12 protein-coding genes and 1 pseudogene are annotated in these 13,269 nt (G+C 59.2%); 7 read left to right on the top strand and 6 right to left on the bottom strand.

The genetic code is table 11. The features are described 5' to 3' along the window. Positions 1-72 precede the first annotated feature (72 nt). Entirely contained in the window at positions 73-1,401 is a 1,329-nt protein-coding gene (locus HMPREF0908_RS07055) for a D-serine ammonia-lyase (protein WP_006690788.1), read from the top strand. Between the two features lie 66 nt (positions 1,402-1,467). Here the strand turns inward: HMPREF0908_RS07055 and HMPREF0908_RS11440 are convergent, their stop codons facing one another. The 3 genes from HMPREF0908_RS11440 to gyrA all read right to left on the bottom strand — a co-directional run bounded on the left by HMPREF0908_RS11440 (position 1,468) and on the right by gyrA (position 4,459). Then, complete coding sequence (locus HMPREF0908_RS11440; protein ID WP_156778215.1) at positions 1,468-1,560, bottom strand: type II toxin-antitoxin system RelE family toxin; 93 nt, start codon at positions 1,558-1,560, stop codon at positions 1,468-1,470. A gap of 170 nt (positions 1,561-1,730) precedes the next feature. Then, positions 1,731-1,952: a type II toxin-antitoxin system RelB family antitoxin gene (relB, locus tag HMPREF0908_RS07065; RefSeq protein ID WP_006690790.1), complete on the bottom strand. Its 222-nt coding sequence runs from the start codon at positions 1,950-1,952 to the stop codon at positions 1,731-1,733. 59 nt (positions 1,953-2,011) lie between these two features. Beyond that, the gene (gene gyrA / locus HMPREF0908_RS07070) at positions 2,012-4,459 is read right to left on the bottom strand and encodes a DNA gyrase subunit A (protein WP_040572573.1); all 2,448 of its coding nucleotides are present in this window, start codon (positions 4,457-4,459) and stop codon (positions 2,012-2,014) included. Positions 4,460-4,706: 247 nt separating this feature from the next. Here gyrA and HMPREF0908_RS07075 point away from each other — a divergent pair, with 247 nt between their 5' ends. The 3 genes and pseudogenes from HMPREF0908_RS07075 to HMPREF0908_RS11300 all read left to right on the top strand — a co-directional run bounded on the left by HMPREF0908_RS07075 (position 4,707) and on the right by HMPREF0908_RS11300 (position 7,416). Next, positions 4,707-6,431, top strand: a complete 1,725-nt coding sequence (locus tag HMPREF0908_RS07075) for an O-linked N-acetylglucosamine transferase, SPINDLY family protein (protein WP_006690792.1) — start codon at positions 4,707-4,709, stop codon at positions 6,429-6,431. Positions 6,432-6,441: 10 nt separating this feature from the next. Further along, positions 6,442-7,248, top strand: coding sequence for a hypothetical protein (locus HMPREF0908_RS07080; RefSeq protein WP_006690793.1), 807 nt, complete (start codon positions 6,442-6,444; stop codon positions 7,246-7,248). A gap of 16 nt (positions 7,249-7,264) precedes the next feature. Beyond that, positions 7,265-7,416: pseudogene (locus HMPREF0908_RS11300) on the top strand (secretion protein HlyD). Positions 7,417-7,475: 59 nt separating this feature from the next. On the opposite strand, the gene HMPREF0908_RS07085 reads toward HMPREF0908_RS11300, so the two are convergent. Further along, entirely contained in the window at positions 7,476-8,720 is a 1,245-nt protein-coding gene (locus HMPREF0908_RS07085; RefSeq protein ID WP_006690795.1) for an NAD(P)-dependent malic enzyme, read from the bottom strand. Positions 8,721-8,834: 114 nt separating this feature from the next. Continuing rightward, entirely contained in the window at positions 8,835-10,136 is a 1,302-nt protein-coding gene (locus tag HMPREF0908_RS07090; protein ID WP_040572574.1) for an LCP family protein, read from the bottom strand. Between the two features lie 308 nt (positions 10,137-10,444). Here HMPREF0908_RS07090 and HMPREF0908_RS07095 point away from each other — a divergent pair, with 308 nt between their 5' ends. From HMPREF0908_RS07095 to HMPREF0908_RS07105, 3 genes are all read left to right on the top strand, one after another. After that, the gene (locus HMPREF0908_RS07095) at positions 10,445-10,948 is read left to right on the top strand and encodes a CYTH domain-containing protein (protein ID WP_006690797.1); all 504 of its coding nucleotides are present in this window, start codon (positions 10,445-10,447) and stop codon (positions 10,946-10,948) included. A 252-nt stretch (positions 10,949-11,200) separates the two neighbouring features. Beyond that, complete coding sequence (locus HMPREF0908_RS07100; RefSeq protein ID WP_006690798.1) at positions 11,201-11,884, top strand: MgtC/SapB family protein; 684 nt, start codon at positions 11,201-11,203, stop codon at positions 11,882-11,884. A gap of 305 nt (positions 11,885-12,189) precedes the next feature. Next, positions 12,190-12,666: a deoxycytidylate deaminase gene (locus tag HMPREF0908_RS07105; RefSeq protein ID WP_006690799.1), complete on the top strand. Its 477-nt coding sequence runs from the start codon at positions 12,190-12,192 to the stop codon at positions 12,664-12,666. Between the two features lie 61 nt (positions 12,667-12,727). On the opposite strand, the gene HMPREF0908_RS07110 is transcribed toward HMPREF0908_RS07105, so the two are convergent. Further along, positions 12,728-13,237 (bottom strand): DUF3601 domain-containing protein, encoded by a 510-nt coding sequence (locus tag HMPREF0908_RS07110; RefSeq protein WP_006690800.1) that lies wholly within the window; start codon positions 13,235-13,237, stop codon positions 12,728-12,730. Positions 13,238-13,269 lie beyond the last annotated feature (32 nt).

Consider the following 13,269-nt stretch of genomic DNA (forward strand, 5'->3'; position numbering starts at 1 on the left):
TTCTTTTCGCGGTCATTCGTTCATGATATAATCACCATAAGATAAGCCTTTCATTTATCATAGGAGAATGATATGAATACAGATGCTTTTATCGCAGGGGATCATGGACTTGCTGCTGTCCGCAGTGCAGAGGAGACGGTATGGATCAATCCGCGTCTCTTGCCCTTTGATGTGGTGGACGGATTGTCGCAGCTCGTCGTCTCGGATGACGATATTGCGGATGCGGCGGCGCGGCTCCGTCGGTTTGCGCCCTTGGTCCGCCGTGCCTTTCCGGAGACGGAGGAGACGGATGGTCTCATCGAGTCGCCGCTCCGCGCCGTCCCTGCGATGCAGAAACGGCTTTCCGATGGATACGGGGCACAGATCCCGGGGCGTCTTTTGCTGAAGATGGACAGCCATCTCGCGATTGCGGGCTCGGTGAAGGCGCGCGGCGGGATCTATGAGGTGCTGAAGCATGCGGAGCGGCTGGCGATGGATGCGGGTCTGCTGGCGCATGATGATGACTATGCGAAGATCGCCGATCTGCGTGACTTCTTTGCGCGCTATACCATGCAGGTCGGCTCGACAGGCAATCTCGGCATGTCCATCGGCATCATGAGTGCGGCGATCGGGTTCCATGTGCGCGTTCACATGTCGGCCGACGCGAAGCAGTGGAAGAAGGATCTCCTGCGCGCGCACGGCGTGGAGGTGATCGAGTATGCGGATGACTACTCGCGTGCGGTGGCGGAGGGACGGCGTGCCTCGGATGCGGATCCCATGAGTCACTTTGTCGATGATGAGAAGTCCGTCGATCTCTTCCTCGGCTATGCTGTCGCGGCAGAGCGTCTTGCGGCGCAGCTGAGGGCACAGGAGATCACGGTGGACCGTGAGCATCCGCTGATCGTCTATATCCCCGCCGGGGTCGGCGGAGCGCCGGGCGGTGTATCCTATGGCCTGCGGCGTCTCTATCATGATGATGTGCACTGTTTTTTCGTGGAGCCGGCACAGTGTCCCTCGGTTCTCCTCGGGGTCGCGACGCAGCGATTTGAGCGTGCCAATGTTCACGATTTCGGCATCACGGGAAAGACGGATGCGGACGGGCTTGCCTGTGCCAGTCCGTCGAGTCTCGTGACGCGCATCATGACAAATCACATGGCAGGAGTCTTTACCGTCTCCGAGGCACATCTCTATGACTATCTGCGCGATCTCGATGCGAGCGAGGGGATCCGCATCGAGCCGTCGAGCTGTGCGGCGTTCGCGGGCCCTGTGGGGCTTCTGCGCTGCCCTGCGGCGCGTGACTACTGTGCGGCGCACGGTCTGACGGAGGAACGTCTCCATCGTGCGGCGCATATCGCATGGGCGACGGGCGGGCGGCTCGTGCCGGCGGAGGTCTGGGAGGAGTATTTAAGGACATATCGGTGACCATCGTCATGCATTTGTTTGAATGAAAAAGCACTCCGTTTCTCGCGGTGAGAAACGGAGTGCTTTTTAGTCGTAGACTTCGCGGCGATGTGCAACGGCAAGGACAAGGATAATGACCTTATCGTCCTGAATATCGGCAATGATGCGGTAGTCGTTCACACGGTAGCGCCACTATCCGCTTCGATTGACAGTCAGTGGTTTTCCATGAATCCGTGGATTGCTGCATCCTTCGAGGTTTCTGCGAATCCAAGCGATGATCGTCGTATAGACATGGCGATCAAGTTTTTTTATAGATTTTTTTGCCTGTGCACTGAAAACAACGTGATAGCTCATGAAAGGCCTAATTCTTTTTCGACGTCTTCCAGTGTATAGGTGACGGGGTTTGCACGGAAGTCCGCCATGGCTTCCTCATAGGTCTGACGATCGAGTTCATCCTCTATGCGCTCGCGCATCGATGCTGCAGCAAAGTCGGAGAGGGTCATGCCGCGGCGTGCAGCGTGTTTTTTAAAGAGTTTTGCTTCGTGTGTTTTGAGATGGATGGCAACGGACATGAAATCAACTCCTTTTCCCGTGATGCCCTATACTATGATGTGATCTGCATGGAGTCCGCTCACTCACCTGCGCTGTCGACGATGCGGTTCATGGTTGCCATGGAGGCGACGCGGTCGCTTTCGGCGATGGTCATGAGTTTGACGCCCTGGGTGTTGCGGCTGATGAGGGAGATCTCGTCGACGCTGGTGCGGATGACGATTCCCTCGGTGGTGATGAGCATGAGTTCCTGGTTCTCGCGCACGACGCGGATGCCGACGACGGGGCCGGTCTTTTCAGTGACCTTCATGTTGATGAGTCCCTTGCCGCCGCGCGTCTGGGTGCGGTACTCGGAGGCGGTAGTGCGCTTGCCGTAGCCGCCCTCGGTGACGGTGAGCACCTCGGAGTCGCTGCGCAGGACGTCCATGGCAACAACCTCATCGCCGTCGGCGAGGGTGATGCCGCGCACGCCGCGCGCAACGCGCCCCATGGAGCGTACGCCTTCCTCGGGGAAGGTGATCGCCTTGCCGCCGCGCGTGCCGAGCATGATGCGGTTCTCGCCGTCGGTGAACTTGACGCCGATGAGCTCGTCGTCTTCGTCGAGGTTGACGGCCTTGAGGCCGTTCCTGCGGATGCTGCCGAATTCGGAGAGCGGCGTTTTCTTGACGACGCCGTGCTTCGTTCCGAGGAAGAGGTAGCGGTCGGCGCGGAATTCCTTGACCTGGATGACGGCGGTGATGCGCTCGTCATTCTCGACGGCGAGGAGGTTGATGATCGCCGTGCCCTTCGCCTGCCGTCCGCTTTCGGGGATTTCATAGGATTTCAGCACGAAGGCACGCCCGCGGTTCGTAAAGAAGAGGATATCGTGATGCGTGGTGGTGATGAGGAGGTCGCTGACGATGTCGGTTTCCTTGGTCCCCATGCCGCGCACGCCGACGCCGCCGCGCCGCTGGCGGCGGTAGGTATCGAGCGGGATGCGCTTGATGTAGTTGTTCAGGGTGAGGGTGACGACGACGTCCTCCTCGGCGATGAGGTCTTTGATGTCCATCTCACTCGCATCAAAGGTGATTTCTGTGCGGCGTTTGTCGCCGTATTTGTCACGTACTTCGATGAGCTCGTTTTTGATGATGGCAAGCACCTTCATGCGGTCGGCGAGGATGCCCTTGAGCTCCTCGATCAGCTTCAGCACCTCTTGGTACTCCTCCTCGATCTTTTCGCGCTCGAGGCCGGTGAGGCGCTGGAGACGCAGGTCAAGGATGGCCTGCGCCTGTTTCTCGGTGAGCTTGAAGCCGTCCATGAGTGCCGTGCGTGCGATGTCTGCCGTGCGGCTCTCGCGTATCGTTGTAATGACAGCGTCCAGATGGTCGAGTGCTATTGTCAGTCCTTCGAGGATATGGGCACGTGCCTCTGCCTTTGCCAGTTCATAGCGGGTGCGCCGCGTGATGACCATTTCCTGATGGTCGATGTAGTGCTCAAGGACATGCTTGAGGTTCATGATGACCGGCTGGCCGTCGACGAGGGCGAGCATGATGACGCCGAAGCTGTCCTGCAGCTGTGTGTGTTTGTAGAGCTGGTTGAGGATGACGTTCGGTGCGCTGTCGCGGCGCAGTTCGATGACGATGCGCATGCCGCTGCGGTCGGATTCGTCACGCAGGTCGGTGATGCCGTCGATCTGCTTGTCGCGGACGAGCTCGGCGATCTTCTCGATGAGGCGTGCCTTGTTGACCTGATACGGCAGCTCGGTGACGATGATGCGCGGTTTTCCATTGCTCATCGTTTCGATGTGGGCGCGTGCGCGCATCTTGATGACGCCGCGTCCTGTGGTATATGCCTTGCGGATTTCCTCGGTGCCGAGGATGAGCCCCGCCGTCGGGAAGTCGGGTCCCTTGATGACACCCATGAGCTCGTCGATGGTGGCATCGGGGTTGTCGATGAGCATGAGGGTACCGTTGATGACCTCGACCATGTTGTGCGGAGGGATGTTGGTCGCCATGCCGACAGCGATGCCCGCCGTGCCGTTGACGAGGAGCTGCGGGAATTTTGCCGGGAGGACGGTCGGCTCTTTCTCCGAGCCGTCGTAGTTGTCCGTAAAGTCAACGGTTTCCTTGTCGATGTCGCGCAGCATGAGTTCGGCGATCTTCGACATGCGCACCTCGGTGTAGCGCATGGCGGCGGCGGAGTCACCGTCGACGGAGCCGAAGTTGCCGTGGCCGTCCGCGAGCATGTAACGCATGGAGAAGTCCTGTGCCATGCGGACGATGGCATCGTAGACGGAGCTGTCGCCGTGCGGGTGGTATTTACCGAGAACTTCACCGACGATGCGCGCCGATTTCTTGTACGGCTTGCTGCTCGTCATGCCCGAGCCCTGCATCGCGTAGAGGATGCGGCGGTGCACGGGCTTCAGGCCGTCGCGTACGTCAGGAAGCGCGCGCGCGACGATGACGCTCATTGCATAGTCGATGTACGAGTTCTTCATCTCGTGTTCGAGGTTGACGGGGACGATGCGCCCCTGTCCAAAGTCCAGATCCAAAATGTCACCTCTCCGTGTTCGTTTCATAAAAATACATACTAAGTATAGCATTTTCGCGGGGAAAAGTCTATGTTTGGGGGCGTGGGGTAACACCGTATTGCGCAATGAGGTGTTCGCTTAGGAGCCGCGCACAGCATCGTCTCACGATATTTTGTCAAAAGTCGGGGGCTCTTTGCTGAGAGAGGGGAGAAAAGGGATTCTTCTTCTTCCCGTCGAATAGAGGTTATATTGCGAAAGGCGGGATGGTATGGACGATGTGCAGGCACTGCGGCAGGAGATTCTCCTGCGTGCCAATGATCTCTATGAAAAGAGGGAGTATGCGCGTGCGGCGGAGGTCGCGCAGGAGCTGCTGACGGTTCTGCCCGAGGATGCGGAGATGCGCTATATTCTCGCCGCCGCGCTGACGCAGACGGGGGCGTACGAGGCGGCGCGGGCGGAGGTCGCACGCATTCGCGCCGTGTGTCCCGATCATGCGGGCGCGGCGCGGCAGGAGGTCTATATCGACCGCGCGGAGGGGAGGCTCGCGACGGAGATCGCACATCTGCGCGCGCTGATCGATATGCTGAAACGGCGCATGGCAGAGGAGGAGGAGCGCCGTGCGCACGATGCGGTGTTTCTTGCGAGTGCGTACAGTCTCCTCGGTTCGGCACTGACGGAGGCGGGGGAGGCACAGGAGGCGGTCGCGGCGTTTCTCGCGTCCGCACAGCTGGAGACGGAGCGCGCACAGCGGGCGGTGGAGTACAGCAACGCGCTCTTTGCTGTGAACTATCTTCCGACCCATCTGCGCCCCGCCTATGCAGGGCTTGCGCGCGTCTATGATGCGCTCTTTGCCGATGTCCTGCCGCGGGCGGGGGTGGCGGACGCCGTGCGCGGGCATGCGCGCATCCGCATCGGCTATATCTCGCCCGATCTCTGTGTGCATCCCGTCGGGCGGCTCGTGCGTCCGCTCCTCACGCAGTATGACCGCACCCAATTTGCCGTCCATTGCTACGCGCGCTGCGCAGAGGATGCGCTCTCCGAGACGTTCCGTGCCGCTGTGGATGTGTGGCATAATATCCGCGGCTGCTCTGCGGCAGAGGCGGCGGCGCTCATCCGCCGTGACGAGGTGGATATTCTCGTCGATCTCGCGGGGCATACGCAGGGGAATGCGCTGCCCGTTCTCGCGTTCCGCCCCGCACCCGTGCAGGTGACGGGGATCGGCTACTTTAACACGACGGGGCTCTCTGCGGTGGACTATGTGCTCTCGGATGTGTATGTCGATCCGCCGGGGGCGGGAGATGATGCGATGACGGAGGAGATCCTCCGCCTGCCGCACAGTCATTTCTGCTGTACGCTGCCCGATGATCTGCCCCCTGTCATGCCGCCGCCGATGGAGCAGAGAGGATGCGTGACGTTCGGTTCATTTAATAATTTCAATAAGGTGACGGATGAGGTGCTTTGCCTCTGGCGGCAGGTGCTGGATGCGGTGCCGGGGGCGCGTCTCCTGGTCAAGGGCAAGATCTTTGATCATGCGGAGGGTCGCACGATAGTCGCGGAGCGTCTCGCGCGCTGTGGAATTCCCGCCGCGCGTGTTGAGATGCGCGGGTTCAGCCGCGGTTATCTGGCAGAGTACGGGGATGTGGATATCGCACTCGATCCGTTTCCCTATACGGGCGGCATTACGACCTGTGAGGCGCTCTCGATGGGCGTACCCGTGGTGACGCTCGCAGGGGCGAGCCACGGCGCACGGTTCGGTGCGAGCCTCCTCACGAATGCACATCTCCCCGAGCTCGTCGCGCAGACGCCGGCGGACTATGTGCGGATCGCGGCGGGGCTTGCCTCCGATCCTGCCACCCTGCGTGCTCTGCGGATGAATCTGCGCACGATGCTGCGGCACGCACCGCTGACGGATGCCGCAGGCTATGTGCATGATGTGGAGGACGCATATCGATCGATCTGGGCGAGATTTGTGCGTACGGCGGACGGTACGTGAGAGGTGTGATATGAAGCGTCGTTTCTGTCTTTCGGTGCTCGCTCTGTTCTGCTCCGTGCTGTCGGGCTGCGATTTTTTCGTCACGGAAAACAGCGATCCCTATACGGCGGATGAGGTCGCCGCGATGGTGAATGGAAAATTTCATGCCTATGGGGCGCAGGTCGTGCCGGAGGGAGTGCAGACGCTGCGGGAAAAGCCCTTTCAGAGGAATCGTTATGCGCTCTATGATGCGGGGAACGGGATCCGCTTTACCGCTGCGGCGGAGATTCGGCGTGCACAGTTCCCCTATCCCTTCCTTTACCGCGATACGGATGCCGCTGCGGCGTATGCGGAAGGCTATTTCGCCCATCTCTATCCCGCAGTGAATGCTGCCGCGGCTGACGTTCATCTCACGGCGGCGTCCCCCGAGGAGGCGGCAGCGCTGCGCGGGAATCATGTGATGCACGAGGGAGAGCCGCTTTTTGATCGGGGCGATTTTATCTTTCTCCATGAGGCACGCGGAGCGGATGCTGTGGATCTGTGCCGTGCACTGCACGCGCTCTATCGCCCGCAGGGCGACGATACACTCCTCACGGAGGCACATGGGCGCAGGATAACATTCTGCTGTTTGCCGGAGGGCACGGAGGAGCAGGCGCGCGCGGTGCCGATCATGACGTTCTATCTGCGGGCGGGAGAGGACTGGGCGCAGACGCTGCAGGCGAACCCGGGGCACTCGTCGGGGGAGAAGGATGCCGCACTCCTGGAGGAGCGGCTGGCGCAGTATTTTGAGGTGCGGCTGAAGGCGGCGAAGGCGCACGTGAGAGATTATCGGAAATAAAGGAATCGCTGATAAAATGAAGTCCCTTGGATTGGTGCAGATTTTTTGTCCTGTCAAGGAGACAAACCGGACGCATAGCAGAGGCTATGTGGAGGATTTGTCGACACAGACAGGGCGGAAAAGATGTGCCAAGATGATGGGCTGAATTTATCAGTGTTTCCTAAATAAGGGACTGCTGTACGAAGTTTGCAGCTTCGTGCAGCAGTCCCTTTCGTTTTCTATATTACTCAGCTGACGGTGTGCCCGAGCAGTTCGCGCGTGTGGGCGGCGACGGCGGACGGGGTGATGTCAGTGCGGCGTGCGACGCCCGTGTTGAGTGCCGCCTCAGCGACAGCAGCAGCGACGGTCGGTGCGACGCGCGGGTCGAGCGGGCTCGCGATGATGTTGGTCTCGTTCAGCTCGGACTCGTGGATGAGGGAGGCAATCGCGCCGGCGGCGGCAATTTTCATCTCCTCGTTGATTTCCTTTGCGCGTACGTCCAGCGCGCCGCGGAAGATGCCCGGGAAGGCGAGCAGGTTGTTGACCTGGTTCGGGAAGTCGGAGCGTCCCGTGCAGACGATGCGTGCGCCTGCCGCCTTTGCCTCGTCGGGCAGAATCTCGGGGACGGGGTTCGCCATCGCCATGACGACGGGGTCCTTGCTCATGCTCTTGATCATCTCGGGCGTGAGGCTGCCGGGCGCGGAGACGCCGATGAAGATGTCTTTGCCCTTGATGACCTCGGCGAGGGTGCCCTGCTCCTTCTGATGGTTGGAGACTTTGGCGATGCTCTCCTTGTACGGGTTCATGTTCTTTTCGCGTCCCTCGTAGATCGCGCCCGTCGTGTCGCAGAGGACGACGGTCTTGATGCCGTAGGCAAAGAGGAGGCGGGCAATCGCCTGTCCTGCCGCACCTGCGCCGTTGATGACGATGTTTGCCGTCTTGAGGTCACGCCCGAGGTACTTGTATGCGTTGAGGAGGGCGGAGACGACGACGATCGCCGTGCCATGCTGGTCGTCGTGGAAAACGGGGATGTCGAGGGTCTTTTTGAGCTCGTTCTCGATGTCAAAGCACTGCGGTGCCTTGATGTCCTCGAGGTTGATGCCGCCGTAGGTCGGTGCGATGAGCTGGCAGACCTTGACGACGTCCTCGACCTTTTCGCTGTTCACGCAGACGGGGACGGAGTCGACGCCCGCAAAGCCCTTAAAGAGGATCGCCTTGCCCTCCATGACGGGGAGTCCTGCGCCCGCGCCGATATTGCCGAGGCCGAGGACGGCGGTGCCGTTCGTGACGACGGCGACCATGTTGCCCTTGCTCGTGTAGTCGTAGATCTTCTCGGGATCCGCCTTGATCGCGAGGCACGGTGCGGCGACGCCGGGCGTGTAGGCGCGGCTGAGGTCGTCGCGCGTCTTCAGCGGGACAGTCGGCGTGATGCCGAGCTTGCCGTGGTGGTTCTTATGAAGGTCGAGTGATTCTGCATCAAATTTGCTTCCCATGGTCGATTGTCCTTTCTCTTGGGGGTTCCCTCTATGTGGCCCTCCCTGCTGCCGTTTTCACGGTTCCCCTTCTTCATGGGGGAGACGGGAGTGCGTTATGTCTGTGTGATTCGATCAGTTTTCCTTGCCGGGGCTGCCGCCGCTGCGCTGTGGTGCCGCTGTGTCGCCGCCCCCGCTGTCCGCATTGCTGCTCTGGCGTGTGCTCGCGTGGCGGCCGCTGTTCCCGCTGTCGGAGTCGGTCGATTTTTTCGGTGGGGATGTGTCGGTGCTCTGGGATTTGCTCCCCTTGTCGCTGTTCTTTCGCTCAGTGGATTTGCGCTCGGTCTTGCTGCTGTCATCGGAGGAGGAGCGCTTGCGGCTCCGCGTGTCGAGTGCCTCGTCTCCGCTGACGCGGCGGCCGATGCTGTTGTCCCCCTCAGGCACCTCGGTGGCGCCGGCGGGGATGGAGTTCTCGTACTCGCGGATGGCGCGCTCCATGCGGCTGCGCTCGTTGGCGTTCAGGCTGATTCCGAGGGCGTTTACGATGTTGCGCCGCAGCTGCTCCATGTCGGGGATCCAGTAGCTGATGCCCTCGATGTAGAGCGGACGCCCCGGCACCATGTCGGTGCGCAGTCCGTTTGCCTGTGCCTGTTTCAGCGTGCCGATAAACTCAAGCATCTGGCGGACGCTGAGGTCGGTCTTGACACTGTCGATGACGCTGCTGATGATCCCCGGAAGGCGCGGGAGAATGGCCGGGGTGGTGACCGCATCAACGCAGGCACGCATGAATTTCTGCTGGCGTTTGACGCGGCCGATGTCGCCCTCCTCGTCACGGTAGCGGACGTAGGTGACGGCGGTCTTGCCGTCCATGTGCTGACGTCCCGGGCGCAGGTCGATGACGAGTCCTCCGTCGTCGTCCCACGGATCCTCGTAGTACATGCGTTTTTCGACGTCAATGTCGATGCCGCCGATGGCGTCGATGATTTTCTGAAAGGCATGCGTATTGATGATGACGTAGTGATCGATGCGGATGCCGAGGAAGTCTTCGACGGTGCGCTGAGTGAGTTTTTCGCCGCCGTAGGCGTACGCGGCGTTGATTTTGTCGTAGCCGTTCTTCGGGATGGCGACACGTGTGTCACGCGGGATGGAGAGGAGTGCCGCCTCATTTTTGTGCGGGTCGATGGTTGCGACCATGAGGGTATCGCTGCGTCCGACATCGTCCGTGCGCTCGTCGACGCCCATAATCATGATGGTTGCCTTGTCCTTGGCAGTAAGCAGCTCATCCTTCTGTTCGTCCTTGGCACGGTCGAGCAGGCTGCTCTGGGCAAAGAAAACGCCCGCAAGTGCTGCGAGGACGAAGATGAGAATGGTGCCGAGCACGACGTAGGGCCAGACTTTTTTCTTTGCAGAACGCCTCTTCGGTGGTAGTGTGGTCAATGCAGAATCGGTCCTTTCCTCCCCTGTTTCATGGTGCGGCGCATGTATTCCGCGCCGTACGGTTGCGCTTCGCGTGCGTGTAGATTATACTGTAGAAATCACGCGGAGTGCAAACCAACTCAGTATTCCATAATATATAGCAAACGCGTCGAATATGCAAGGGATACTTCATGAGAGGGCATGGAAATTATTTGCTGTGTGCCGCTGACGTATCGTTCGGAACAGGCAGATGGGAGCGCATCCGATGAGGCTGCGCGGCATGTTCTGCTGCGGGAGAAAGAAGCCTGTCGTCGGATTGGAGGGAAAATATGGGCGTTGAGATTGAGCGCAAATTTACCGTGCGGGCGGACTTCTGCCCACAGAGCGCAGGGACGGAGATCGCACAGGGCTATCTCTCGCGCGATCCGCAGCGGACGGTGCGCGTGCGCATGGCGGGCGCGCGCGGCTATCTGACGGTCAAGGGGGTGACGCACGGCGCGTCGCGTGCCGAGTATGAGTATGAGATTCCCCCCGAGGATGCGCGGGCGATGCTCGCGCTCTGTGACCCGCCGCTCGTGGAGAAGACGCGCTATGTCATGGATGCCGCAGGGCGCCGCTGGGAGGTCGATGTTTTCCACGGAGCGAACGCGGGGCTTGTCGTTGCGGAGGTGGAACTGCCGTCGGAGACGGCGGAGGTCACGCTGCCCGCGTGGGTGGAACGCGAGGTGACGGGGGAGAAACGCTACTACAATTCGGCACTGATTGTACATCCTTATCGCTGTTGGACGCCGGCAGAAAAAGGCAAATATCCACCCTCTCCTGTGGACAAGTGACTCCGTATAGGCTACAAAATATAGAAAATCACACAAAATATATTCCTATATATGGGGTTATCCACTAATTTATCCACATTATCAACAGAAATCGGAGGGTCGTTCGGAAAAATTATGCACATTGTTGAAAGATGTGTGGATAAAGGAAGTTTCGGGGTTTTGAACAATTTTATCCACAGAGTTTTGCACAGCTGGGGATAACTTATGAAAAGATATATATAGAATATATATTATTTATAGGAGGAAGCTTTGATGGCGGAGTGGGAAGTCTGTCTGCGACTTGTGCTCTCCTGTGTGATGGGAGGCATTATCGGTTATGAACGGCAGATGCGGAACAAGTCGGCAGGGCTGCGGACCAATATGCTCGTTGCGCTCGGCTCATGCCTCATCATGATTATGTCGCAGGCGATCTATGACAATGTGGAGGGAAAGACGAATGCCGATCCCGCGCGCCTTGCGGCGCAGGTGGTCTCGGGCATCGGCTTTCTCGGTGCGGGCGCGATCATGAAGGAGGGGCTGACGGTCACGGGCCTGACGACAGCGGCGACGCTCTGGGTGGTTGCGGGCGTCGGGCTTGCGGTCGGCGCGGGCTTCTACCTTGGGGCAAGTGTGACGACGGCGATTGTGTTTCTCATCCTCGGGAATCTCTCGCGGCTCGATGCATGGGTCGATCATGAGCGCCTGCTCTCGCTCTCCATCCACACGATTGACCGCCCCGGTCAGATCATGCGCGTGAGTGCCTGCATTGAGGATCTGCACCTGCGCTCACGCGGGATGAAGGTGCGGACGGACGAGGACGAGGCGGAGACAGAGACGGGCGGTGAGCGGCGCATCTACCTGACGTTTGAGGTCTACAACCGCGAGAACATCAAGCCGTCCTTCATCGCCGATGCCCTGCGGCAGGTGGACGGCGTGCTGCGCGTCGATGTGGTGTGAGCTTCGTGCTTGACGAAATCTGCGGATTGAAGTAAAATAGACATAGAAAAGGGCACTGCCGCTCAGCGGTTGCCCCCTTATACATGCGAGATACCCCGCCTGTTGTTTGGAGACGCAAGGCGGGGCTTTCTCATTTATCGTTTAACGGATAAAACTAATACGGTGAACACAACGAGAAACGTTAAGAACTCGTAGGTCTCCATATCAATCCCCCCTTTCGGGGGCTGAGTTACCACTGCGCCTATCAGTGCCTGCTATGATTATAGCAAACAAATGTATGCCATGTAATACAGGGAGGAATCGTCATGATCATCTCGTGGGATGAGTATTTTATGGGCGTGGCGCTCTTTTCCGCCTACCGCAGCAAGGATCCGCATACGCAGGTCGGCGCCTGCATCGTCAACGAGGACAAGCATATCGTCGGCGTCGGCTACAACGGGATGCCGAACGGCTGCGATGACCATGAGTATCCATGGGGGCGGACGGGGGAGTTCGCCGAGCAAAAATACCCCTATGTCGTGCACGCAGAGCTGAATGCCATCCTCAATGCGAGCACGTCATTGAAAGGCTGCCGTATCTACACATCACTGTTCCCGTGCAACGAATGCTGCAAGGCAATCATTCAGAGCGGCATTCGTGAGGTCATCTATCTCTCGGACAAGTACGCCACTGCCGACAGTACGAAGGCATCGAAGCGGATGCTCGCCTCGGCGAATGTCACCTGCCGCCGCATGGAGACGGAGCTGACGGAGGTGCCGGTTCGCTTTACGCCGGAGGAGTAAGTCGTTCCATTGTATAAAAAGAGCCGCATGGCGGCTCTTTTTGTATGCGGCGCTGCGGCGGTCATTCTCTCGGGAGAAGCAGCTCAAAATATTCCTCCGTATGACAGCAGATGTCCTCTTCGGCAGGGAGCTCTTCATGTGTGAGTTCTCCTCTGCGGTCAGAGACGGAGATTTTGATGCTCGCGTAGGGGATATGGAGATACATGCGGGTGATCTCTTTGCCGTCGCTTGAGAGAAAGAGGGTATAGACGCCTTCATAGGGGAGGAAGAAGGCTGATGCGAAATCATACGTCTCTCCCGCATGAAACGTCTGCCCGCCGTGGTCGACGAAGTCCCGTCGGATACGCAAACGGTCTCCTGCCTGTATGTGTCCGAAGGAAAATATCTGATTGTCGGCACTCTGCACCGTACGGTAGAACGCATAGGGGGACAGTTCTTCCTTCTTCTGCCGGAGATATGCATCATGTGCCTCTTGTTTGTGCCGCTGTCTTACACTGTAGAGATAGGCGGCAAGAAAGAACGAGCCGAAGAGGATGGCGGCGATGATGGAAAAGAAGAGAAAGGGGGTCATGTTTCCTCACCTGCATGGAAAAGGAGCTGCAC

This window comes from Centipeda flueggei ATCC 43531, assembly GCF_000160695.1.
GTDB lineage: Bacteria > Bacillota > Negativicutes > Selenomonadales > Selenomonadaceae > Centipeda > Centipeda flueggei.

Coding starts and splice junctions, on each gene's coding strand:
- HMPREF0908_RS07055 (WP_006690788.1), top strand. CDS start 73: ATGAATACAGATGCTTTTATCGCAGGGGATCATGGACTTGCTGCTGTC.
- relB (WP_006690790.1), bottom strand. CDS start 1,952: ATGTCCGTTGCCATCCATCTCAAAACACACGAAGCAAAACTCTTTAAA.
- HMPREF0908_RS07075 (WP_006690792.1), top strand. CDS start 4,707: ATGGACGATGTGCAGGCACTGCGGCAGGAGATTCTCCTGCGTGCCAAT.
- HMPREF0908_RS07080 (WP_006690793.1), top strand. CDS start 6,442: ATGAAGCGTCGTTTCTGTCTTTCGGTGCTCGCTCTGTTCTGCTCCGTG.
- HMPREF0908_RS07085 (WP_006690795.1), bottom strand. CDS start 8,720: ATGGGAAGCAAATTTGATGCAGAATCACTCGACCTTCATAAGAACCAC.
- HMPREF0908_RS07095 (WP_006690797.1), top strand. CDS start 10,445: ATGGGCGTTGAGATTGAGCGCAAATTTACCGTGCGGGCGGACTTCTGC.
- HMPREF0908_RS07100 (WP_006690798.1), top strand. CDS start 11,201: ATGGCGGAGTGGGAAGTCTGTCTGCGACTTGTGCTCTCCTGTGTGATG.
- HMPREF0908_RS07105 (WP_006690799.1), top strand. CDS start 12,190: ATGATCATCTCGTGGGATGAGTATTTTATGGGCGTGGCGCTCTTTTCC.
- HMPREF0908_RS07110 (WP_006690800.1), bottom strand. CDS start 13,237: ATGACCCCCTTTCTCTTCTTTTCCATCATCGCCGCCATCCTCTTCGGC.